General features: G+C 62.8%; 19 protein-coding genes. 13 read left to right on the top strand and 6 right to left on the bottom strand.

What is annotated here, in order from left to right; all coding sequences use genetic code 11:
* The first annotated feature begins 140 nt into the window (after positions 1-140).
* From AC04SI_RS23425 to AC04SI_RS23390, 8 genes are all read left to right on the top strand, one after another.
* On the top strand, positions 141-1,634 hold the full coding sequence (locus AC04SI_RS23425; protein ID WP_404282562.1) for a DegQ family serine endoprotease: 1,494 nt from the start codon (positions 141-143) through the stop codon (positions 1,632-1,634).
* Positions 1,635-1,677: 43 nt separating this feature from the next.
* Positions 1,678-2,988, top strand: a complete 1,311-nt coding sequence (locus AC04SI_RS23420) for a replication-associated recombination protein A (RefSeq protein ID WP_404282564.1) — start codon at positions 1,678-1,680, stop codon at positions 2,986-2,988.
* Between the two features lie 210 nt (positions 2,989-3,198).
* The gene (locus AC04SI_RS23415) at positions 3,199-4,029 is read left to right on the top strand and encodes an aspartyl/asparaginyl beta-hydroxylase domain-containing protein (RefSeq protein ID WP_404282566.1); all 831 of its coding nucleotides are present in this window, start codon (positions 3,199-3,201) and stop codon (positions 4,027-4,029) included.
* Between the two features lie 28 nt (positions 4,030-4,057).
* Positions 4,058-4,432 carry a fluoride efflux transporter CrcB gene (gene crcB, locus AC04SI_RS23410; RefSeq protein ID WP_404282568.1) on the top strand — a complete coding sequence of 125 codons (375 nt, stop codon included), beginning with the start codon at positions 4,058-4,060 and terminating at the stop codon, positions 4,430-4,432.
* 139 nt (positions 4,433-4,571) lie between these two features.
* Positions 4,572-5,552, top strand: a complete 981-nt coding sequence (locus AC04SI_RS23405) for an RluA family pseudouridine synthase (RefSeq protein ID WP_404282570.1) — start codon at positions 4,572-4,574, stop codon at positions 5,550-5,552.
* A gap of 62 nt (positions 5,553-5,614) precedes the next feature.
* A complete protein-coding gene (locus AC04SI_RS23400; protein ID WP_404282705.1) occupies positions 5,615-6,472 on the top strand; it encodes a DMT family transporter in 858 nt (285 codons plus the stop codon).
* Between the two features lie 11 nt (positions 6,473-6,483).
* Positions 6,484-7,275, top strand: coding sequence for an ATP12 family chaperone protein (locus AC04SI_RS23395; RefSeq protein WP_404282571.1), 792 nt, complete (start codon positions 6,484-6,486; stop codon positions 7,273-7,275).
* Positions 7,276-7,466: 191 nt separating this feature from the next.
* Positions 7,467-9,356, top strand: a complete 1,890-nt coding sequence (locus AC04SI_RS23390; RefSeq protein ID WP_488474958.1) for an MFS transporter — start codon at positions 7,467-7,469, stop codon at positions 9,354-9,356.
* An 81-nt stretch (positions 9,357-9,437) separates the two neighbouring features.
* Here the strand turns inward: AC04SI_RS23390 and AC04SI_RS23385 are convergent, their stop codons facing one another.
* Positions 9,438-9,701, bottom strand: a complete 264-nt coding sequence (locus AC04SI_RS23385; RefSeq protein WP_404282575.1) for a DUF2735 domain-containing protein — start codon at positions 9,699-9,701, stop codon at positions 9,438-9,440.
* A gap of 241 nt (positions 9,702-9,942) precedes the next feature.
* Between AC04SI_RS23385 and AC04SI_RS23380 the strand changes: the two genes are divergently transcribed.
* Positions 9,943-10,983 (top strand): glutamine synthetase beta-grasp domain-containing protein, encoded by a 1,041-nt coding sequence (locus AC04SI_RS23380; protein WP_006205432.1) that lies wholly within the window; start codon positions 9,943-9,945, stop codon positions 10,981-10,983.
* A gap of 96 nt (positions 10,984-11,079) precedes the next feature.
* On the opposite strand, the gene AC04SI_RS23375 is transcribed toward AC04SI_RS23380, so the two are convergent.
* The 3 genes from AC04SI_RS23375 to AC04SI_RS23365 all read right to left on the bottom strand — a co-directional run bounded on the left by AC04SI_RS23375 (position 11,080) and on the right by AC04SI_RS23365 (position 13,399).
* A complete protein-coding gene (locus tag AC04SI_RS23375) occupies positions 11,080-11,460 on the bottom strand; it encodes an SRPBCC family protein (RefSeq protein ID WP_404282577.1) in 381 nt (126 codons plus the stop codon).
* Positions 11,461-11,599: 139 nt separating this feature from the next.
* Positions 11,600-13,009 (bottom strand): type I glutamate--ammonia ligase, encoded by a 1,410-nt coding sequence (glnA, locus tag AC04SI_RS23370; protein ID WP_006205431.1) that lies wholly within the window; start codon positions 13,007-13,009, stop codon positions 11,600-11,602.
* A gap of 51 nt (positions 13,010-13,060) precedes the next feature.
* Positions 13,061-13,399 (bottom strand): P-II family nitrogen regulator, encoded by a 339-nt coding sequence (locus tag AC04SI_RS23365; protein WP_006205430.1) that lies wholly within the window; start codon positions 13,397-13,399, stop codon positions 13,061-13,063.
* 356 nt (positions 13,400-13,755) lie between these two features.
* Here AC04SI_RS23365 and AC04SI_RS23360 point away from each other — a divergent pair, with 356 nt between their 5' ends.
* Complete coding sequence (locus tag AC04SI_RS23360; RefSeq protein ID WP_404282614.1) at positions 13,756-15,288, top strand: NAD(P)H-hydrate dehydratase; 1,533 nt, start codon at positions 13,756-13,758, stop codon at positions 15,286-15,288.
* Positions 15,285-17,288, top strand: coding sequence for a hypothetical protein (locus AC04SI_RS23355; RefSeq protein ID WP_488474957.1), 2,004 nt, complete (start codon positions 15,285-15,287; stop codon positions 17,286-17,288). Before AC04SI_RS23360 ends, AC04SI_RS23355 begins: the two co-directional genes overlap by 4 nt.
* Positions 17,289-17,305: 17 nt before the next feature.
* Here the strand turns inward: AC04SI_RS23355 and waaF are convergent, their stop codons facing one another.
* Complete coding sequence (gene waaF, locus AC04SI_RS23350; protein WP_404282620.1) at positions 17,306-18,331, bottom strand: lipopolysaccharide heptosyltransferase II; 1,026 nt, start codon at positions 18,329-18,331, stop codon at positions 17,306-17,308.
* Between the two features lie 48 nt (positions 18,332-18,379).
* The gene (locus AC04SI_RS23345; protein ID WP_006205426.1) at positions 18,380-19,912 is read right to left on the bottom strand and encodes an acyl-CoA carboxylase subunit beta; all 1,533 of its coding nucleotides are present in this window, start codon (positions 19,910-19,912) and stop codon (positions 18,380-18,382) included.
* A 14-nt stretch (positions 19,913-19,926) separates the two neighbouring features.
* Here AC04SI_RS23345 and AC04SI_RS23340 point away from each other — a divergent pair, with 14 nt between their 5' ends.
* Together AC04SI_RS23340 and AC04SI_RS23335 are read left to right on the top strand one after the other, a co-directional pair.
* Positions 19,927-20,310 (top strand): hypothetical protein, encoded by a 384-nt coding sequence (locus AC04SI_RS23340; RefSeq protein ID WP_404282622.1) that lies wholly within the window; start codon positions 19,927-19,929, stop codon positions 20,308-20,310.
* Entirely contained in the window at positions 20,303-21,718 is a 1,416-nt protein-coding gene (locus AC04SI_RS23335; protein ID WP_404282624.1) for a DEAD/DEAH box helicase, read from the top strand. The genes AC04SI_RS23340 and AC04SI_RS23335 overlap by 8 nt, the downstream gene beginning before the upstream one ends.
* Positions 21,719-21,777: the final 59 nt, after the last annotated feature.

The raw sequence follows: 21,777 nt of genomic DNA, 5'->3' as shown, positions 1-21,777 counted from the left end.
TTTTCATGAGGCTGACTAGGCTTTCGGTTTCAAGTCGTCCTATAGCTGCAATTGCCGCCTAGAATAATCGGATTTCAGCGGCTTAGCCTTTCATTTTGCACAATCGTCGGGACAATGGCGCCCGATTTGGAGGATTCGGAATGCGCGTGAAACGGCTGTCCCTTGCTCTTATCTGCGCCCTCATGGCGCTGGCCTTCGTGCCGGCTGCCAGGCAGGCGCTGGCCGAAGACGCCCCCAAGACCGCCGACCCCGGCCTGTCCGACGTGCTGACCGATCTGCTGCATGGCGTCGAGGGCGAGAACGCGACCTCCGGCCCAGACAAGCGTGTGCCGTTCGGCCGCGAGGAAGTGCAGCTTTCCTTCGCGCCGCTGGTCAAGCAGACGGCGCCGGCCGTGGTCAATGTCTATGCCTCGCAGACGGCCAAGGTGACGTCGCCTTTCGAAGGCGACCCGTTCTTCGAGGAGTTCTTCGGGCGGGCGCAGCCTCGCGCGCAGTCCTCGCTGGGCTCCGGTGTGCTGGTCGATCCGAGTGGTGTCATCGTCACCAATTTCCACGTCATCAAGGGCGCCGACGAAGTCAAAGTGGCCACCGCGGACGGACGCGAGTTCACCAGCAAGGTCATGCTCAAGGACGAGACGCTCGATCTTGCCGTCCTCAAGATTTCTTCCGACAAGCCGTTTCCGGTGATTGCGATCGGCGATTCCGACGCGCTCGAAGTGGGCGACCTGTTGCTGGCCATCGGCAATCCGTTCGGTGTCGGCCAGACCACCACCAGCGGCATCGTTTCGGCACTTGCCCGCAGCCATATCGGCGTTTCGGATTCGGGCTACTTCATCCAGACCGATGCCGCCATCAATCCCGGCAATTCCGGCGGCGCGCTGATCAACATGGGCGGCCAACTGGTCGGCATCAACACGGCCATCTACAGTCGCAGCGGCGGCTCGATCGGCATCGGTTTTGCCATCCCCTCGAACATGGTGCGCGCCTTCGCCGATGCAGCCAAGGCCGGGCTCGACTTCTTCGAGCGGCCCTATATCGGCGCGGAATTCGAGGCGGTGACGCCGCAGATCGCTGAATCGCTTGCCATGGAGAAGCCGACCGGAGCGCTGGTCTCGTCGGTCGATGCAGCCGGACCTGCCGGCAAGGCGGGCCTCAAGCCCGGCGATGTCGTGCTGTCGCTCAACGGCACGACTGTCGAAAGCATCGAGGCGCTGGACTACCGGATGGCGACGCTGTCGATCGGCACCAAGGCCAGCTTCGCCGTGCTGAGCAAGGGCCAGCAGGCGACGATGGACATCGCGCTGGAGCGGGCGCCGGAGGGCGCCAAGGCCTCCGAGGTGATACTGCACGGCCGCAGTCCTTTTTCCGGCGCCAAGGTCGCTGAGCTGTCGCCCCGGCTTGCCCAGCGGCTTGGCCTGCGCACGGACATCAAAGGCATCGCCGTGGTCGATATCAATCGCGATTCGCCCGCCGCCGATTTCGGCTTCCAGCCGGGCGACATCGTGCGTGAAGTGAATGGCACCTCCATCGATACGGCAGCGACGCTGGCACAGATAGCCCAGCAGGATACGCGCTGGTGGCGCTTTACCGTCGAGCGCGGCGGGCAGATACTGCGCCAGGTGTTGCGTTACTGAGCCGGTCTTTCCGAAGAGATATGGCTCCAACCAAAAGACCAGCATGGCCGATCTGTTCAGCGTCGATGAACCAGAAGGGGCGCCGCCCGGCCGGCCGCTGGCCGACCGGCTGCGGCCGAGAAACCTGGGCGAGGTCGTCGGCCAGGAGCATCTGACCGGACCGGACGGCGCTCTGACCAGGCTGATCGGTTCCGGCTCGCTCGGCTCGATGATTTTCTGGGGTCCGCCAGGCACCGGCAAGACCACGGTCGCGCGATTGCTCGCCGGCGAAACCAGTCTCGCCTTCGAGCAGATATCGGCGGTGTTCTCCGGTGTCGCCGACCTGAAGAAAGTGTTCGAGGCGGCGAAGCTTCGCCGCGCCAATGGCCGCCAGACATTGTTGTTCGTCGACGAGATCCACCGCTTCAACCGCGCCCAGCAGGATTCTTTCCTTCCGGTGATGGAAGACGGCACGGTGGTGCTGGTCGGCGCCACTACCGAGAACCCGTCCTTCGAGTTGAATGCGGCGCTGCTTTCCCGTGCACGCGTGCTGGTGTTCCATTCGCTGGGCGAGGAGAGCATCGCGAAACTCCTGGCGCGGGCCGAGGAGACCGAGGGCAGGGCGCTGCCGCTCGACGACGAGGCGAGGGCGATGCTCATACGCATGAGCGACGGCGACGGTCGTGCGTCGCTGACGCTGGCGGAGGAAGTCTGGCGGGCAGCCAAGGCCGGCGAGGTGTTCACTCCGGAGGGCCTGCAGCGCATCGTCCAGCGCCGCGCGCCGATCTACGACAAGGGCCAGGACGGCCACTACAATCTGATCTCGGCGCTGCACAAATCGGTGCGGGGGTCCGACCCGGATGCGGCACTCTACTACCTCGCCCGCATGTTCGATGCCGGCGAGGATCCGCTCTATCTCGGGCGCCGGCTGGTGCGCATGGCGATGGAGGATATCGGGCTGGCCGACCCGCAGGCGCTGGTCGTCGCCAACGCCGCCAAGGATGCCTACGACTACCTGGGCTCGCCCGAGGGCGAACTCGCTTTCGCCGAGGCCACGGTCTATCTGGCCACTGCACCGAAATCGAATGCCGTCTACACCGCGTTCAAGGCGGCGACGCAGGCGGCGAAGGAATACGGATCGCTGCTGCCGCCGAAACACATCCTCAACGCGCCGACCAAATTGATGAAGGAAGAGGATTACGGCGCCGGCTATCGCTACGACCATGACGAGCCCGACGCCTTTTCAGGCCAGGATTACTTTCCGGAAAAGATGGGCCGGCGAACCTTCTACGACCCGCCCGAGCGCGGCTTCGAGCGCGATATCCGCAAGCGGCTGGAGTATTGGGCGAAGCTGCGCAGCGAGCGGGAAAGGTAGGCTTGGCGCGCGCGTCCATTGATCTGAAGTGGAGCGGGAAACTCCAAATATTTTCGTTGGCAATGGCCGTCGGCCAGGCGGACGAAATGCGATGGCATTGTGCCGGGGAACAAAAGACCTTATCAAGGCGCACGACCTCAGGGGTGGTCGCTGTCAAGATGCTTGGCGATAATCACTCGGAACAGGAATCGCGCCTGGCGCGAGCAAGAAATGACAAAATCCCTTCGCAAATCCCTCCGCCAGCTGGTCATAGCGGTGCCGCTGCTTGCAATCGGTTTCTACTTCATTCCGATGCTGACCACGATCTGGATCGTCTGCGGCCTGATCGACGTGCTGCGCAACGCCAACAAGAACCTGTCGCTGTTTCGCGGCTATTTCCTCGGCAACGGAATCTTCACCTGGCTGCTGTCGCCCTTCAATCTGCTGGTCGACCTGCTTTGCTACAGGAACCCGGGCGTCTGGAAGCTGGAGCAGTTTCCGCCGGACTATCAGCGCGAGGTCAACGAGGTTCTCGACGTCTTCAAGGCGCGCAAGGATGAAATCATTGCCGATATCGACGCCAATTTCGGCACCGGCCGCCGGGGCATGTATGTCTACCAGTGGTACGGCAAGCACAAGATCGATAACGTTGCCGAATTCAACAAGGATTTCAAATACATCAAGACGATCGCCGTATCGGTTTTCAGGGGGAAGGAATCGACCTCCTGGCATTTCGGGCCGCTGCGCCTCAGCCTGCGCATCCTCTACAACCTTCTCCCGGTGAAGGCCGAGGTTTTCGTCGAGTGCAACAACGCCAAGAACTATTGGCACGACAATCCGCTGTACATTTTCGACGACACGTTGCTGCACCGTTCGGTCAACGAATATGACGGGCGCCGCTACTGTGTGTTCATGGACATCATCCGTCCGTCGCCGTTTCCGCGCCTGATTTCGGCGCTGCTTGCCATCGTCTCGGTCAGTGTCGAGCGGATCAATTCCATGTTCTACAAGAACTGGAAGATGATCGGCTCCAGCAAGCCGAAGAAGGTCGGCGCGAACTGAAATAGCGATCAAGGACGGTAGACCGGCGATGATTGATCTCCTCCTCGTTGCCGTGGGCGGCGCCATTGGGTCCGGTATCCGCCATTTGGTGAATTTCGCCGCATTGCGCTTTGCCGGCCCGAATTTTCCCTGGGGCACGATGGCGATCAACGTCGTCGGCTCGTTTGGCATGGGCGTGTTCATTGCCATCATGGCGCGGCGCGGCGGATCGAACGAGCTTCGGCTTTTCATTGCCACCGGCATCCTGGGCGGCTTCACCACGTTTTCGGCTTTTTCGCTCGATTTCGCGACGCTGTGGGGGCGGGGCGAGGCGCTGCCGGCGTTCGGATACGCGCTTGTCAGCGTCATTGGCGCGATCTTTGCGCTGTTTCTGGGTCTTTGGCTCGCAAGAACCGTTTCATAGTGCTATTGCCGCGGCCTACCGCGCCGCGCATCCTGTTGGACGCGCAAAGGACTGTAAAAACCTTGATCTTGCGCACGATCCTTTCCGAAAATCGGAATCGATTTTCAGGGTCATGCGCGAGAAACACGGATAGGCGAATATGGCAGGCGTAGAGCAGATCACAGTGGAGGCCGGCGAGGCGGGCATGCGGCTCGATCGCTGGTTCAAGACCCATTTCCCGGGTCTCGGTTTCGGCCATCTGCAGAAGCTGCTGCGCTCCGGCCAGATCCGCGTCGATGGCGGCCGGGTGAAGGCCGACACCCGTGTCGAGCCGGGCCAGATGGTCCGCGTGCCGCCGCTCGAAGTCGACAAGAAGGGCGAGAGCCCGCTCACCGGCCACTCGATCCGCAACCAGGGCGACGCCGACGTGCTCGCCAAGATGCTGATCCACGAGGATCCAAAGGTCTTCGTCTTCAACAAGCCGGCGGGTCTGGCCGTTCAGGGCGGCTCGGGTGTCACCCGCAATGTCGACGACATGCTGGAGGCCTGGCGCAACCAGAAGGGCGAGAAGCCGCGCCTGGTGCACCGGCTCGACCGCGACACGTCAGGCGTGCTGGTTGTTGCCCGCACCAGGCTCGCGGCGATGAAGCTCTCCGAGGCGTTCCGGGCGCGCGAGACCAAGAAGACATACTGGGCCCTGGTCAAGGGCGTCCCGCCGAAGCGCGAGGACAAGATCTCGACATGGCTGATCAAGGAGCCGACGCCGGACGGCGACCGGGTGCGCGTGGCCGCGCATGGTGAAAAGGGCGCCGATCACGCCGTGTCCTATTATCGCGTCATCGAGCAGGCGGCACAGACCATGACCTGGCTGGAAATGGAGCCTTATACGGGCCGTACCCACCAGCTTCGCGTTCATGCCGCCCATATCGGCTGTCCGATCATCGGCGACCCCAAATATTTCGAGGCCGATACCAATTGGGACTTTCCGGGCGGCATTCAAAACCGCCTCCATCTGCATGCGCGCCGTATCGTCATCCCGCACCCGGACAAGGGCGTCATCGATGTGACCGCGCCGATGCCGCCCCATATGCGCCAGAGCTGGAACCTGATCGGCTTCGACGACGCCAGCGCGGAGGACTGAGATTGGCCGTTGCGCCCGCATTGGATCGTCGCGACGCGGTCGACCTGGCGGCGGCGGCCATCATGGTCGGGCTGACGTTTTCCTGGGGGCTCAACTACGTCGCCGCCAAGATCTCCTATGCCGGCTACGATCCGGTTTTCCTGTCGATCGCACGCTCGATCATCGGCGGCCTCTGCGTATTCGGCTGGTGCCGCTGGCGCGGTATTGCGCTGTTTACGCCAGACAAAACCCTTGTCTCAGGGGCCTTGGTGGGCGCTCTGTTTGGCGTCGAGTTCCTGTGCCTCTATGTCGGGCTCGAACACACCACCGTTGCCCGTAACACGCTTCTGGTCAACACCATGCCGTTCTGGGTGCTGGTCGGCGGGCACTTCCTGCTCGACGAGCGCGTCACGGGGCGCAAGCTTGTCGGCCTTGTGCTGGCGTTTGGCGGACTGGCCGCCGTGTTCTCCGACAAGATGAGTGCCGCCGGTGGCTCGACATTGACAGGTGATCTGCTCAGCCTCGCCGCCGGCATCCTCTGGGCCTTGACCAGCATCGTCATCAAGCGCTCGAAACTGGCCGAGACCAGCGCCGAGAAGTTGCTGCTCTATCAATTGGCCGGTGCCGTCGTCGTCGGTGTCCTGGTCCTGCCTTTCGCCGGACCCTCGATCCGCGACTTTGCCGCCTTGCCGACATTGGCGCTGCTGTTCCAGGCTGTCTACGTCGTCGCCTTCACCTATGTGCTGTGGTTCTGGCTGCTCAGGCGCTACCCGGCATCCGGCCTGTCGAGCTTCACCTTCCTGTCGCCGGTGTTCGGCGTGCTGTGCGGCGCGGTGATCTTGAGCGAGCCGCTGACCGTGCGTATCTTTCTGGCACTCGGCCTGATCGCGGCTGGTCTGATCATCGTCAACAGGCCGGTGCGCAAGCAAATCCCCGGATAGAAAGTTCTGGCATGCGCGATATCCTCAACGACCTCGAAGCGGGAAAGCAGCTGTCCGATCCGGATCCGGTGCGCCGCGCCCAGATCCAGATGAAGACGCCGCTGCCGAAGCGCTTCTACAAGGACGTTTCGGTCGTGCCGGCCGATGAGGCATTTGCTGTTCATCTCGACGGCAAACCGGTGCGCACACCCGGCAAGGCGCTGCTGGTGCTGCCGACCGAGCAGGTGGCGGCGCTGGTCGCCGGCGAGTTCGACGCGCAGGGCGAGACCATCGCCCCGGTTTCGATGCCGGTGATGCGTCTCGTCAACACGGCCATCGACGGCGTCGCCAGCGACCCGCAGGCGGTGCTGGAGGATATTCTGCGCTTTGCCTCGTCCGATCTCCTCTGCTACCGCGCCGACGCGCCGCAAGGGCTGGTCGATCGCCAGAACGAGCTCTGGGATCCGGTCATCGACTGGGCGCGCACCGCGCTTGGCGCTCGCTTCAACCTTGCCGAAGGCATCATCCATGTCGAGCAGCCGCGCGAGACCATTGCGGTGCTGGGCGTCCACCTTGCCCAGCGCAAAGAACCGCTGCGGCTGGCGGCCATCCATGTCATGACGTCGCTGACGGGTTCGGCGCTGCTGGCGCTGGCGGTCGATTTCGGCGAGCTCGACGGCGAGGCGGCCTGGGCTGCCGGTCACGTCGATGAAGACTGGCAGGTCGAGCATTGGGGGCAGGATGCCGAAGCTGTCGCGCGCCGGTCGGCCCGCAAGCGTGACATGATGGCGGCGGTCGGACTTCTCGATGCGCTCAAGGGCTGACGATCGTTTCCCGGCTTCTTTTTGCACTGCACATTAGACCAAAGTCATAATCCCAAGGTTGGTCTGCCTCTGGGAGGTGCTTTCTGTCATTTTTTGCGCCGATGGCTGCACTGAGTCCGCGTTTTCGAGGAAAACGCCGACAATCACCCGCAGCATCGAGGACAGACGGGATCTCACGGGAGGACATATCAATGGCAATGGCATCGACCGCCGGCGAAACCAGCCGCGGCATGACGCGGGAGGAGAAGAAGGTCATCTTCGCTTCCTCGCTCGGCACCGTTTTCGAATGGTACGATTTCTATCTCTACGGTTCGCTGGCAGTGTTCATTGGTTCGACTTTCTTCAGTCCAACCATTCCGGAAGCGACGCGCAATATCTTCGCGCTGCTTGCTTTCGCCGCCGGTTTCCTGGTGCGCCCGTTCGGCGCGCTGCTCTTCGGCCGCATCGGTGACCTTGTCGGCCGCAAATATACTTTCCTTGTCACCATGACGATCATGGGTCTGTCGACCTTCCTGGTCGGCTTGCTGCCTGGATATGCAACTTTGGGCATCGCGGCACCCGTGATCCTGATCATCTTGCGTATGCTGCAGGGCCTGGCGCTGGGCGGCGAGTATGGCGGTGCGGCCACCTATGTCGCCGAGCACGCGCCGGACAACCGGCGCGGCTACTATACATCGTGGATCCAGACGACGGCCACGCTCGGCCTGTTCCTGTCGTTGGTCGTGATCCTGATCGTGCAGGCTTCATTGACCAAGGAAAACTATGCTGCCTGGGGCTGGCGTATTCCATTCATCGTCTCCTTCGTGCTGCTCGGCATCTCGATCTGGATCCGGCTTTCTTTGTCTGAATCGCCGACCTTCCAGCGCATGAAGGACGAGGGCAAGGGCTCGAAGGCGCCGCTGACGGAAGCCTTCGGTCAATGGAAGAATGCCAAGATCGCGCTGCTGGCGCTGCTCGGCCTCACCGCCGGCCAGGCCGTGGTCTGGTACAACGGCCAGTTCTACGCGCTGTTCTTCCTGACCAACGTGCTTAAGGTCGATGCGCAGTCGGTGAATATCATGATCGCCATCGCGCTGGCGGTGGGTTCGATCTTCTTCGTCGTATTCGGATGGCTGTCCGACAAGATCGGCCGCAAGCCGATCATCATGGCGGGTCTCGCTTTGGCCATCGTCTGCACCTTCCCGCTGTTCAAGGCGCTGACCTGGGCGGCCAACCCGGCGCTCGCCACCGCGCAGCAGAACACGCGTGCAACCGTGACCGCCGCACCGGGCGACTGCAGGTTCCAGTTCAACCCGGTCGGCACGGCGAAGTTCACGACATCCTGCGATATCGCCACGTCGTTCCTGACCAAGAACTCGGTTCCTTATGACGTCGTGGCGACGGCAGCACCGGGAACCGCCGCGTCGGTCAAGATCGGCAACGAGACGGTGGAGTCGTACGACGCGATCGCCGCCGGCGATCAGGCCAAGGCCAAGGAAACCGCCTTCATCAAGGCCGTCAACATGTCGCTGCAGGACGGCGGCTATCCGCTGAAGCGTGCTGCCGCCAAGGTAACGGACCAGAAGCTCGATGCCTTTGTCGCTGCCAACCCTGAGCTGAAGCTCGATGCCGCCGCAATCCGCGCCGGCGAGAAGGCGACGGTTGCGACCGAGCAGGCGATCAAGGACAAGCTCCTGACCGCCGACGAGGCCGCCGGCGCGCCCGAGGTCACCGTCTACACCATACCGGGCGGCGGCGCCTTCGCCATGTTCGCCGATCCGGCGGCGGTGAACTGGCCGATGACGATCGGCATCCTGTTCATCCTCGTCATCTTCGTCACGATGGTCTACGGACCGATCGCGGCGATCCTGGTCGAGATGTTCCCGACCCGCATCCGCTACACCGGCATGTCGCTGCCGTATCACATCGGCAATGGCTGGTTCGGCGGGTTGCTGCCGGCAACGGTGTTCGCGCTCAGTGCCTACAAGGGCGATATCTACTACGGCCTCTGGTATCCGGTGGTGATCGCGGCGATGTCGCTGATCATCGGCATGATCTTCGTCAGGGATACGCTCGGCACCAACCTGCACGACAAGCAGTAGGGCCGATCAGTCGCTCTGTAAGAAAGCCCGGCGTGAGCGATCACGCCGGGCTTTTTATGCGAAAGCGTTTGCAGGAAAAGATCAGCTCTTGCGCTGCTGGTTCTCTTCCTCGATCGCAGCCTCATGGTACCAGCCGTCAAAATCGGCATGCGTGTTGCGCAGCGAGGCAAGCTCTGCCGCGAACTTGGCCTTTGCGCCTAAATTTGAGGCAGGCATGCGCGCTGCCATTGGGAACATCAGGATTTTTGCCGATGGGCGTGCAGAGACGATTTCCATTGCCGGCCCCCTTCTTCCTTTAGGAACTTGCCGATTCACCTTTTCCCCAAGATAGGTTCTGCGATTCATTTAAGCAATATGCCTACGAAAAGATCAGTATTTGCCCAATATTTATGCACGATATGCTTTTGATCGATCTGGACGCATTGCTGAGGCGGCTCTGTAAATTCAACGCGATGGCCCGACCATTTTGCCGCACCCGCGGCAACGCGAATGGCACACGATTTGCATTTTAACGGTCCGGCAGGCCGGCTCGATCCGGCCATGCGTCGACACCGTGTGCGGTGGTCAAGCAACGAGAGGCTCTAGAATGACCAAATACAAGCTCGAGTATATCTGGCTCGATGGATACACCCCGGTCCCCAATCTGCGCGGCAAGACTCAGATCAAGGACTATGCCGAGTTCCCGACGCTCGAGCAGCTGCCGCTGTGGGGCTTCGACGGTTCCTCGACGCAGCAGGCCGAAGGCCACAGCTCCGACTGCGTGCTGAAGCCGGTCGCCGTGTTCCCGGATCCGGCCCGCACCAATGGCGTGCTGGTGATGTGCGAAGTCATGATGCCCGATGGCGTGACGCCGCATAGCTCCAACAAGCGCGCCACCATCCTCGACGACGAGGGCGCCTGGTTCGGCTTCGAGCAGGAATATTTCTTCTACAAGGACGGTCGTCCGCTCGGCTTCCCGGAGAGCGGCTATCCGGCGCCGCAGGGCCCTTATTACACCGGCGTTGGCTATTCGAATGTCGGCTCGGTCGCGCGCCAGATCGTCGAGGAGCATCTCGACCAGTGCCTCGCCGCCGGCATCAACCACGAAGGCATCAACGCCGAAGTGGCCAAGGGCCAGTGGGAATTCCAGATCTTCGGCAAGGGCTCCAAGAAGGCTGCCGACCAGATGTGGATGGCGCGCTATTTGATGCAGCGCCTGACCGAGAAGTACGGCATCGACATCGAATATCACTGCAAGCCGCTCGGCGACACCGACTGGAACGGTTCGGGCATGCATGCCAACTTCTCGACCGCCTATATGCGCGAAGTCGGCGGCAAGGCCTATTTCGAAGCGCTGATGGCGGCCTTCGACAAGAACCTGATGGATCACATCGCCGTCTACGGCCCAGACAACGACAAGCGTTTGACCGGCAAGCACGAGACCGCGCCGTGGAACAAGTTCAGCTACGGCATCGCCGACCGCGGCGCTTCGATCCGCGTGCCGCACTCGTTCATCAACAACGGCTACAAGGGCTATCTGGAAGACCGTCGCCCCAACTCGCAGGGCGACCCCTACCAGATCGCTTCGCAGATCCTGAAGACGATCGCCTCGGTTCCAGCCAGCGGCGAGGTTTCGGCTGCTGCCTGAATATTCGCTGCGGCGTAGACCTCAGTGTCTACGCCGCCCCAAAAAAACCCCGGTGTTTTCGCCGGGGTTTTTCTTTGCTTCTGAAACGCTCGCTCTTCATGCGGTCAATCGTGCATCAAGATTGGCGAGGATCTGTTCCCATGACTTTCCGTGGCCGTCAGCGCGGTCCTGATCATAAAACCCGCGATGTCTCAGAGTGACAGTGCATCCGTCGCCGTGCGGTTCGATGTCGACTGACAGGACGGTTTCGGCACCTTGGGTTCCGCTCTTTCCGGTAAGCCATGTCAGTTCCACCTTTCGGTTCGGTTCAAGCGTCAGGAAGCGCCCGTAGTGGGGATGGCGCTTGCCCTCATGCTCAACCACGAAGAACAATTGTCCCTGCGGAACCGGTTTTGCGATCAGCCCTCCGGGCAAAGCGAACCAGCCTTCCCAGCCCGTGGTGAAGCTTTTGTAGATGGCCTCCGGCCGGGCGCGCATGGCGCGGACGACTTGTGTGCATCGTGGGGCCGATCGGAAAGGTTCGGAGTGAAGAGGTCAGCCATGATCGACTTCGGCGTGCCCCAAACAAAAACCCCGGCGTCTCCGCCGGGGTTTTCTTTGCCTCTGAGACGATCGCTCAGACCGAATAGTACATGTCGTATTCGACCGGATGCGGGGTCATTTCGAAGCGCATCACCTCGGCCATCTTCAGCTCGATGTAGCTGTCGATCTGGTCGTCGTCGAAGACGCCGCCGGCTTTCAGGAAGCCGCGGTCCTTGTCGAGGCTCTGCAGGGCTTCGCGCAGCGAGCCGCAGACGGTCGGGATCTTCTTCAGTTCCTTCGGCGGCAGGTCGTAGAGATCCTTGTCCATCGGCTGTCCCGGATGGATCTTGTTCTTGATGCCGTCGAGGCCGGCCATCAGCATGGCGGCGAAGGCGAGGTAGGGGTTCGCGCCCGGATCGGGGAAGCGGACCTCGACGCGCTTGGCCTTCGGCGACGAGCCGAACGGAATGCGGCAGGACGCCGAACGATTGCGCGCCGAGTAGGCGAGCAGCACCGGCGCTTCATAGCCCGGCACCAGGCGCTTGTAGGAATTGGTCAGCGGGTTGGTGAAGGCGTTGATCGCCTTGGCGTGCTTGATGATGCCGCCGATGTAGAACAGGCAGCTCTCCGACAGGCCGGCATATTCGTTGCCGGCGAAGGTCGGCTTGCCGCCCTTCCAGATCGACTGGTGGACGTGCATGCCCGAGCCGTTGTCGCCGAAGATCGGCTTCGGCATGAAGGTGGCCGTCTTGCCGTAGGCATTGGCGACCTGGTGCACGACATATTTGTAGATCAGCATCTTGTCGGCGTTGCGGACCAGCGTGTCGAACTTGATGCCGAGCTCGTGTTGGGCGGCGGCGACCTCATGGTGATGCTTTTCGACGCGCACGCCCATTTCGGCGAGCACGGTCAGCATTTCCGAGCGCATGTCCTGCGCGGAATCGATCGGCGGCACAGGGAAGTAGCCGCCCTTAATGCGCGGACGATGGCCGAGGTTGCCGGTCTCGTAGTCGGTGTCGTCATTGGACGGCAGTTCGGTGGAGTCGAGCCGGAAGCCGGTGTTGTAAGGGTCGGCCTTGTACTTGACGTCGTCGAAGACGAAGAACTCGGCTTCCGGGCCAACATAGATGGTGTCGCCGATGCCTTCCGACTTCATGTAGGCCTCGGCCTTCTTGGCGGTGCCGCGCGGGTCGCGGTTGTAGGATTCGCCGGAGACCGGATCGAGGATGTCGCACAGGATGACCATGGTCGATTGGGCGAAGAACGGGTCCATATGCACCGTGTCGGGGTCGGGCATCAGCACCATGTCGGACTCGTTGATTGCCTTCCAGCCGGCGATCGAGGATCCGTCGAACATGACGCCATCGGCGAACATGTCTTCCTCGACCTCGACGACATCCATCGTCACGTGCTGCAGCTTGCCCTTCGGATCGGTGAAGCGCAGGTCGACGAATTTCACGTCGTTGTCCTTGATCTGCTTCATGATGTCTTTGGCTGTCGTCATGTCATTTCTTCCCTGTGTGCTGACGGTTCGAGGAAACTGAAATCAGAAAGCTCAGACGGCGTCCATACCCGTTTCACCGGTGCGGATACGAACGACTTCCTCGATGTTGGAGACGAAGATCTTGCCGTCGCCGATACGGCCGGTCTGCGCCGCCTTGCGGATGGCTTCGATCGCGCCTTCGACCGCGTCGTCGCCGAGCACAACCTCGATCTTCACCTTGGGCAGGAAATCGACGACATATTCCGCGCCGCGGTAAAGTTCGGTATGGCCCTTCTGCCGGCCGAAGCCCTTGGCCTCGGTGACGGTGATGCCTTGCAGCCCGGCCTCCTGAAGCGCTTCCTTCACTTCGTCTAGCTTGAACGGCTTGATGATCGCTTCGATCTTTTTCATGTAAAAAATGGCCTCCACTGCCAAAAAGACGGGTTGTGAGCCCCGCTTGCGCCTCCTTCAAGCACGAACTGTGCCAATTTCGGCTGAAACGAAGCGGTATCACGCGATTTCAACACCATGCCGCACCGGGATGCACATCCGCGTCATTCGCGGCATTGGATGCGGCATGGACTCCCAAAGCCTAGTCACAACGGTTGCGCTTGTCCGCCCAATATTTAGGCAATCCGTATATTTTGCGGGCAGTTTGCGCGGCGCTTCGTTCCTCCAACGCTGCTTTCGCTCTCGCAATCCGCCTATCGGCGTTTGCGTCAGACTGAAAACTGGACAATGCTCGATTGAAATGCGGACGGCAATCCATGAGCAACGAACTTCTGTTTCCGGCCGAAATGGGCGAAGCCGACCGGCTGGCGATCGCCGCCGGCCCGCTGGATGGCTTCGGCCTTATGCGCCGTGCCGGCGAAGCGGTGGCCGCGGTTGTGCTGACGCGCTATCCGGCCGCGGCACGTGTGCACGTGCTGTGCGGTCCCGGCAACAATGGCGGCGACGGCTATGTCGTTGCCGGCGTGCTGCATGACAGCGGCGTCGATATCCGGTTGTGGGCGTCCGGTCCGCCCAGGGCGGGCAGCGATGCGGCGATAGCCGCCGCCGAATGCCCGGTCGCGCCCCGGCCGCTGTCGGCATTCAGCGCCGAGAAGAACGCGGTCGTGGTTGATGCGCTCTACGGGGCAGGGCTGTCCAAGCCACTGTCGGGCGATGCAGCCCGGGCAGTCGAAATCGTCACGACGCTGAACCTGCCTGTTGTCGCCGTCGACCTGCCCTCCGGCGTTTCCGGCGAAAGCGGCAACATACTGGGGCAGGCGTTCCGTGCCGACGCCACCGTTACCTTCGCGCGCAAGAAGCCCGGCCATCTGCTGCTGCCGGGGTGCGAGCGGTGCGGTGAGGTCGTGCTTGCCGACATCGGCATCGGGGCCGAGATCATTGCGCAACTCAAGACGCAGGCCTTCGAGAACGTGCCGGCGCTTTGGCTGGACACGCTTCCCGTGCCGGCGGTCGATGCACACAAATACAGACGCGGCCATGCCGGTGTCTTTTCCGGCGGGCCATCGGCGACGGGTGCTGCGCGGCTGTCGGCGCTTGCCGCTGCCAGAAGCGGCGCAGGGGCGGTGACGGTGCTGTCGCCGGCGAACGCCATGCAGGTCAACGCCGCGCACCTCACCTCGATCATGCTGCGCAAGGCCGATACGGTCGAGGACGTGCACGATTTCATCGGCGATCGGCGACCATCGGCCTTCGTCCTCGGTCCCGGTTTCGGAGTTGGTGACAAGACCCGGGTTTTTGCCTTGGCGATGCTGGGTGCCGGACGGCAAGGTGCCGCCGGCTCGATCGACGGGCTGGTGCTTGATGCCGACGGCATCACCTCATTTCGCGATGAGCCGGATACGCTGTTCGAAGCGGCGCGTCAGCCAAAAGCCCCGGCGCTGGTGATGACGCCGCATGAGGGCGAATTCGGTCGGCTCTTCCCGGACATTGCAGGCGACAACGCGCTCTCCAAACTGACCAAGGCGCGCACGGCTGCCGCACGTGCCAATGCCATCATCGTCTACAAGGGCGCCGACACGGTCATCGCAGCACCAAATGGCCGGATGGCGATTAACAGCAATGGTGCGCCCTGGCTCGCCACCGCTGGGTCTGGCGATGTGCTGGCGGGCATCATCGCCGGACTGCTGGCGCAGGGCATGCCGCCTTTCGAGGCTGCCTGTGCGGCGGTGTGGATCCATGCCGAGGCGGGTAGCCGCGTCGGACCCGGGCTGATCGCCGAGGACCTGCCGCTTGCCATGGTGCCGGTGCTGCGCGCGTTGATCGGCAGCCGCAAGGGAATCGCTGGATGACCCACCGCTTCACGCTGCTTCTTGGATTTCTTGTGGCGCTCTTGATGGCGCAGGTGGCGCGCGCCGAGGGTCCGGTGAGCATGGTCGACGATCCGGCGATTCTCGCCGCCCTCGATGCCAGGGGTTTTGGCTTTGCCGGAGTTTTCGCCGTCGATGGCGAGGACGACCTGAAGGCCCTCTATGACGAGGCGCCGGCCTATCACGCGATTGTCGACACGGTGGCAGGCGACGTCGCCGCCTTGCGGGCGGAAATGAAGGCTGGCGGGCGGACGCTCTATGAGGTGACCGACGGCAATGTCGGCCGCATCATGGACATGCGCTGGCTGAAGACGGCCGCGGCGCGCTTCCGTCTGGTCGGCGTCATCAACCGGATCGACCGGCGCGACTTCGCTGATGTTCAGGGCGAAAGCAGCTGTGGCGAAGTGCGGTTCATCTACCGGCTTGCCTACAGCTTCAAGAAGAACGGCAAGGTGCTGGCCTCACGCCTGCCGTTCAATTTCAATGCCGTCTACAGTGCCGCGCCGGATGCCGATGGCGGCTGCGTTGGCGTTGCCGGGCGCTGGACGTCGCAGCTCGACGAGAGCGTCGATGCCGGCTGGCTTGTTGGAGGGCCGCTGGAAAAGGCTGGCCTCAGCTTCAAGCAGCTCGAACTCAATGCACAAGTCGTCCGCTTTCCCTCCGGCCAGGAGACCGAGTTCGGCGGCCAGGCTGCCTATCTGATGCGGATATTCGACTTTGACGGTGCCGCCATCAGCGAGAAGCCGCTGGAAAACACGCCGGATGCGGCGCGGCTAACGGAAGACGCCGCGCTCAAGAAAAGGCTTGCCGACTATATCAGCGCCAACGTCGCGGTGGTCGATCTCGGCGTCTACGAAATCCCCGATGAATTCCTGGCCAAAAAGGTCATTTCGTGGTCGACTTTCGGCAGCGCCAGGCAGGCCAACCACCCGTTTACGCCATTGTTCCAGCCAACGGATTTCGGCGGGCTCGATTATTCCGGGCTCAAGCTGGTGCGCACGCCGGAGGCCCTGGTCGAGCGGCTGGACAATGGCGCCTGCCAGGGCTGCCATCAGGCAGGCTCGACCGCTGGCTTCCATTTCATCGGTCTCGACGACAGAACGACGTCGCCGCTCAATCGCATCGAGGTCGGCGTCTCGCCGCATCTCCATGCCGAAATACCGCGCCGCAAGGCCTGGCTGCGCGCCACGGCAGACGGCAAGGAGCCGAACCGGTTCCGGCCGCTGTCCTTCGCGCCGCCGGCCGCCTGGACGGATACAGGCAATGTCGACTACGCACCGGCCGAGATGGCGATGCCGTGCCTGGTGCCGGAGGATGCCGCCCGCTTCGGCGCCATCTGGGAGTGCGGCGGCGGCACCGTCTGCACGCCGCTGGCCACCGCTTCAGGCGTGCGCACCAAGCTGGCGCAATGCCTGCTGCCCAAGGACAGCAAGGACATGTTTTCCGGCCATCCATGCCTGACCGGCTCGATCGCCAGCAATGAGAGGCAGCCTTTCAACGATCGTTACAAAATCACTGGGCAGTTCGCCGCATTCGCGACCGATATTTCACGCACCGCCTATACGTGCCGTCCGCCGAAGATCGGCGTGCCGGCCGGCATCGCCTATCGCGGCTGCGACGACAAGGATCGCGCCTTTGCCGCTTTCAAGGCGGGCAAGCCGATGCCCAGCGAGATCTGCGGGCTGGTCGGCGGGAAAAAGTTCGATACCTGCGTGGCGACCAACAATTTCGACCAGTGCCTCGGCGGCGCGGTCAATCGCGGCAATCGTCCGGCCTGCTCGACCGATCACTTTTGCCGCGAGGACTATATGTGCCAGTCGCTGCCGCCCGACACGCCCGGCGTGGCCAAGGTCAAAGGCATCGGCTTCTGCTCGCCGACCTATTTCATCTTCCAGATGCGCATCGACAACCATGCAACGCCATGGGCGAGTGCGGCGCGCGCCACCATGGGCGCGGGGTTCGGGGCGGCGGAAGAGGAATAGGGCGCCGGATATCCAGGTCAGGCGCCTTGCGGACGGCGCGCTTGCGCCACAGCGTCCGCCAAGGCGGAAAGCACTCTTTCCTCGCTGATGTCTCGCGTATGCTCGATCCAGCTTGGCGTCGAAATCGGCGGCTCGACATACCGGACCTGGTCGTTCACAGGACCGGTTTCGTAGGAGCGGTTCGATCCGAATATCAGCACGCACGGCCCCTCTAAGGCCGCGGCCGCATGCGCGACGCCGCCATCGACGCCAAGGAAGACGGTCGAGGCAGCGATCTGGCACATGGCGTCGGTGATGTCAGGGGTCGATGTGAAATCCACCGCCTCCGGAAGCGCTGCCCGGATCTGGGCAGCGGCCTCGCGTTCGCGCGGACCGCCGACAATCCATATCGACCAGCCGCGCCTGGCGTGATCCCTGGCGACCGAGACGAAACGCTCCGCCGGCCATGAGCGGAAGTTGGCGAAATCCGACGTGTAGAGCGCCAGCGCCGGCCTTGCCGCGTCGATCCCATGCCGGACGCGCCAAGCCGACAACTCCTCGGGCGAAACCGCCATTCGCGGCGGCGGCAAGCGCATTCCGTCGGCCGGCTTCTCACCCAGCATGGCGATGGCGCAGACCTGCTCGAACAGCCTTGTCTTGCGCGGGCCGAAAGCCACCAAGCTCTTCAGCCAGCCGGCCGGCAGCCGGTTGACGATGCCGAACTGCAGTTCGCGCGGATAGCCGATGCGCTCAGGGATGCCCGCCATCCAGGGCACCAGGGCCGCCTTGGTGCTGCTGGAGAGAAGATAGCATGCGCGATAGTTCTGCTCGCGAAGCTGGCGGGCCAACTGCATGCGCTTGCCGAAGCCAGCCTGCAAGTGCCGCTTCTCCAGCACCCAGGCCTTCCTGACGTGAGGCATCAGCCGCGCGAGGGGTGCTGCAAGCGGCGAGGTGATGACATCGATGGGATGGCCGGGAAACCGTTCGGCGATGACCTGAATGGCCGAATGGCAGCGAACGAAATCGCCGATCGCCGGCAAGCAGAAGACAAGGATAGGACTCAATGGGTGATTACCTGTTCGGTGGGAAGAAGGTTGCGTCGACGGTGCGCCTCACAGCGGAATGTTGTCGTGCTTCTTCCAGGGGTTCTGCATGTCCTTGTTGCGCAGCATGCGCAGCGCTCGGGCGATGCGGCGGCGGGTCGAGTGCGGCATGATCACCTCGTCGACATAGCCGCGCTCGGCGGCGACGAAGGGCGACAGGAAGCGGTCCTCGTAAGCCTTTGTATGGGCTGCGATCTTTTCGGAGTCGCCGATATCCTTGCGGTAGATGATTTCGACGGCGCCCCTGGCGCCCATCACAGCGATCTGCGCTGTCGGCCAGGCATAGTTCATGTCGCCGCGCAGATGCTTCGAGGCCATCACGTCATAGGCGCCGCCATAGGCTTTTCTTGTGATGACGGTGATCTTCGGCACGGTCGCTTCGGCATAGGCGAACAACAGCTTGGCGCCGTGCTTGATCAGCCCGCCATATTCCTGCGCGGTACCTGGCAGGAAGCCGGGAACATCGACGAAGGTCACGATCGGGATCGAAAAGCAGTCACAGAAGCGCACGAAGCGCGCCGCCTTGCGGCTGGCGTCGGAATCGAGCACGCCGGCCAGCACCATCGGCTGGTTGGCGACGAAGCCGACCGTGCGGCCCTCGACGCGGCCGAAGCCGGTGACGATGTTTTTGGCAAAGCTCTGCTGGATCTCGAAGAAGTCGCCCTCGTCGGCGACTTTGAGGATCAGTTCCTTGATGTCGTAAGGCTTGTTGGCGTTGTCGGGGATCAGCCGGTCGAGCGACAGATCGTGGTCGGTCACCGACTGGTAGCATTCGATCTCGGGAAGCTCTGCCGTGTTGGAAGCGGGCAGCAGATCGACCAGCCGGCGCATCTGCAGCAGCGCCTCGACATCATTGTCATAGGCGCCGTCGGCGATCGAGGATTTGGTCGTGTGGACGCTGGCGCCGCCGAGGCTCTCGGCGGTCACCGTTTCGTTGGTGACGGTCTTCACCACATCCGGGCCGGTGACGAACATGTAGGATGTGTCGCGTACCATGAAGATGAAGTCGGTCATCGCCGGTGAATAGACATCGCCGCCGGCGCAAGGACCCATGATCAGCGAGATCTGCGGGATGACGCCGGAGGCCAGAACGTTGCGCTGGAAAATCTCGGCATAACCGCCAAGTGCCGCCACGCCTTCCTGGATGCGGGCGCCGCCGGCGTCGTAGAGGCCGATGATCGGCGCGCGGTTGCGCAGTGCCATCTCCTGCACCTTGACCACCTTCTCGGCATGGGCTTCCGACAGCGAGCCGCCGAAGACGGTAAAGTCCTTGGCGAAGAGATAGACCGGGCGGCCATTGACCGTGCCCCAGCCGGTGACGACGCCGTCGCCGGCGATCTTGGTCTTCTCCATGCCGAAATCGGTCGATCGGTGCTCGACATACATGTCGAACTCCTCGAACGAGCCTTCGTCGAGGAAGACGTCGATGCGCTCGCGGGCGGTGAGCTTGCCCTTCTTGTGCTGGGCGTCGATGCGCGCCTTGCCGCCGCCCATGCGGGCGATCTCGCGGCGGCGCTCGAGTTCCTTCAGCACGTCCTTCATCGCCGGTCCCCAAAATGGAAAGCTGCATTTGTGGTAATGATGCCCGCAAGCGAGCGCAAGCGCCGCTTTCGCGCTCGTTTTTGCTGCGCTGCAACATGACGCCCCTTGCATTCCGGGGCGAACTCAGCCATATGCAGCGGCATAGGCGCTTGGGCCGGGACATTCCGGCCTTCTCGACAAATGAGACTGGTTGCGTCTGTTTTCCCTCTTTCCGGCAAATCGGCAAGGTGGCGAAAAAGCCCCGTGGCATGATGCCTGCGGGCACGACAGCGCAGCCGAGTGGACGATCCCGTCCGCCCGCCTTGTCGTTCATGACAGATTTTTCGACGGCAGGTTGCGCCCTGCCGCCATTGATGTTTGCGGCCAGGAGCCGCGTGAAAGAAGATTATTTTGACTAATGAAAACACCGCGGAACTGAACGGTTTCGCAGCACTTGGAATTTCGGGCGCGCTGCTCAAGGCGACCCATGCCGCGGGCTTCAGCGATCCGAAGCCAATCCAGGTCCAGGCAATCCCGCCGCAGCTGGAAGGCCGTGACATTTTCGGCATCGCCCAGACCGGCTCGGGCAAGACGGCGGCCTTCGCGCTGCCGATCCTGTCGAAGATCATCGCGCTCGGCACCAAGCGGCGCGCCAAGACGACCCGTGCGCTGATTCTGGCGCCGACGCGCGAACTTGCGGTGCAGATCGAGGACACCATCAAGATCCTTGCCAAGGGCGCGCATGTTTCGACCGCGCTGGTGCTCGGCGGCGTCTCCCGCTTCAGCCAGGTGAAGAAGGTTGCTCCCGGCGTCGACATCCTGATCGCCACGCCCGGCCGTCTGACCGACCTGGTGCGCGAGGGTGACCTCATTTTGTCCGACACCAAATGGCTGGTGCTCGACGAAGGCGACCGCATGCTCGACATGGGCTTCATCAACGACGTCAAGCGCATCGCCAAGGCGACCGCGCCGGATCGCCAGACGGCGCTGTTTTCGGCCACCATGCCGGACGAAATCGCCGAACTGGCCAAGGGCCTATTGAAGAACCCGGTTCGCATCGAGGTCTCGCCGCAGAGCACCGCGGCAGCTGAGATCGTGCAGGGCGTCGTCTTTGCCCGCACCAAGCAGAAGCGGCAGGTGCTGTCCAAGATGCTCGCCGACGAGGCGATGAAGTCCGTCATCATCTTTTCGCGCACCAAGCATGGCGCCGACAGGGTGACCAAGGATCTCGAGCGCGACGGCTTCAAGGCCGCCGTCATCCACGGCAACAAGTCGCAGAACGCCCGCCAGAAGGCGCTCAACGACTTCCGCGAGGGCTCGGTACGCATTCTGGTGGCGACCGATATCGCCGCGCGCGGCATCGACGTGCCAGGCATCAGCCATGTGGTGAATTTCGACCTGCCTGATGAAGCGGAAAGCTATGTCCATCGCATCGGCCGCACCGGCCGCAACGGCATGGACGGCATTGCCATCACGCTTTGCGATCCGTCAGAGAACAGCAAGCTTCGCCAAGTCGAGCGCATCATCCGCAGCAAGCTGCCGATCGTTGCCGACCATCTCGGCAGCCCCGATCCGCAGCGCAATCCTGCTGAAAAGAACGAGCGCTTCGAGCCGGCCAAGGACCGCGCCGACCACAATGGCCGTCGCGACGGCAGGCGGCCGGGCGGCAACAGCGGTTTCGGCAAGAAGCGGTTCGGCGACAAGCCGGCCGGCGATCGTCCCTTCGTGGCCAAGCCGCAAGGCGAGCGCCCGGAGGGCCGCAAGCCGTTCAAGGGCAACAACAAGCGCCGTTTCGGCGGCAAGCGGCCGGCTACCCGCGCCGCCTGAACCGGCGACGCGGTCGAGCCTGGGCCCGATCGCCGCTGATTGAAAACAAGGGCGATCGA

The sequence above is a fragment of the Mesorhizobium sp. CNPSo 4689 genome, assembly GCF_057784325.1.
Note: the sequence above shows the minus strand (reverse complement) of the source record. Positions and strands in the feature narration are given on the sequence as shown.

What these genes read in the sequence shown, in the direction of transcription:
- AC04SI_RS23425 (WP_404282562.1), top strand. Translation starts at nt 141, where the DNA reads ATGCGCGTGAAACGGCTGTCCCTTGCTCTTATCTGCGCCCTCATGGCG.
- AC04SI_RS23420 (WP_404282564.1), top strand. Translation starts at nt 1,678, where the DNA reads ATGGCCGATCTGTTCAGCGTCGATGAACCAGAAGGGGCGCCGCCCGGC.
- AC04SI_RS23415 (WP_404282566.1), top strand. Translation starts at nt 3,199, where the DNA reads ATGACAAAATCCCTTCGCAAATCCCTCCGCCAGCTGGTCATAGCGGTG.
- crcB (WP_404282568.1), top strand. Translation starts at nt 4,058, where the DNA reads ATGATTGATCTCCTCCTCGTTGCCGTGGGCGGCGCCATTGGGTCCGGT.
- AC04SI_RS23405 (WP_404282570.1), top strand. Translation starts at nt 4,572, where the DNA reads ATGGCAGGCGTAGAGCAGATCACAGTGGAGGCCGGCGAGGCGGGCATG.
- AC04SI_RS23400 (WP_404282705.1), top strand. Translation starts at nt 5,615, where the DNA reads ATGGTCGGGCTGACGTTTTCCTGGGGGCTCAACTACGTCGCCGCCAAG.
- AC04SI_RS23395 (WP_404282571.1), top strand. Translation starts at nt 6,484, where the DNA reads ATGCGCGATATCCTCAACGACCTCGAAGCGGGAAAGCAGCTGTCCGAT.
- AC04SI_RS23390 (WP_488474958.1), top strand. Translation starts at nt 7,467, where the DNA reads ATGGCAATGGCATCGACCGCCGGCGAAACCAGCCGCGGCATGACGCGG.
- AC04SI_RS23385 (WP_404282575.1), bottom strand. Translation starts at nt 9,701, where the DNA reads ATGAATCGCAGAACCTATCTTGGGGAAAAGGTGAATCGGCAAGTTCCT.
- AC04SI_RS23380 (WP_006205432.1), top strand. Translation starts at nt 9,943, where the DNA reads ATGACCAAATACAAGCTCGAGTATATCTGGCTCGATGGATACACCCCG.
- AC04SI_RS23375 (WP_404282577.1), bottom strand. Translation starts at nt 11,460, where the DNA reads ATGCGCGCCCGGCCGGAGGCCATCTACAAAAGCTTCACCACGGGCTGG.
- glnA (WP_006205431.1), bottom strand. Translation starts at nt 13,009, where the DNA reads ATGACGACAGCCAAAGACATCATGAAGCAGATCAAGGACAACGACGTG.
- AC04SI_RS23365 (WP_006205430.1), bottom strand. Translation starts at nt 13,399, where the DNA reads ATGAAAAAGATCGAAGCGATCATCAAGCCGTTCAAGCTAGACGAAGTG.
- AC04SI_RS23360 (WP_404282614.1), top strand. Translation starts at nt 13,756, where the DNA reads ATGAGCAACGAACTTCTGTTTCCGGCCGAAATGGGCGAAGCCGACCGG.
- AC04SI_RS23355 (WP_488474957.1), top strand. Translation starts at nt 15,285, where the DNA reads ATGACCCACCGCTTCACGCTGCTTCTTGGATTTCTTGTGGCGCTCTTG.
- AC04SI_RS23345 (WP_006205426.1), bottom strand. Translation starts at nt 19,912, where the DNA reads ATGAAGGACGTGCTGAAGGAACTCGAGCGCCGCCGCGAGATCGCCCGC.
- AC04SI_RS23340 (WP_404282622.1), top strand. Translation starts at nt 19,927, where the DNA reads ATGGAAAGCTGCATTTGTGGTAATGATGCCCGCAAGCGAGCGCAAGCG.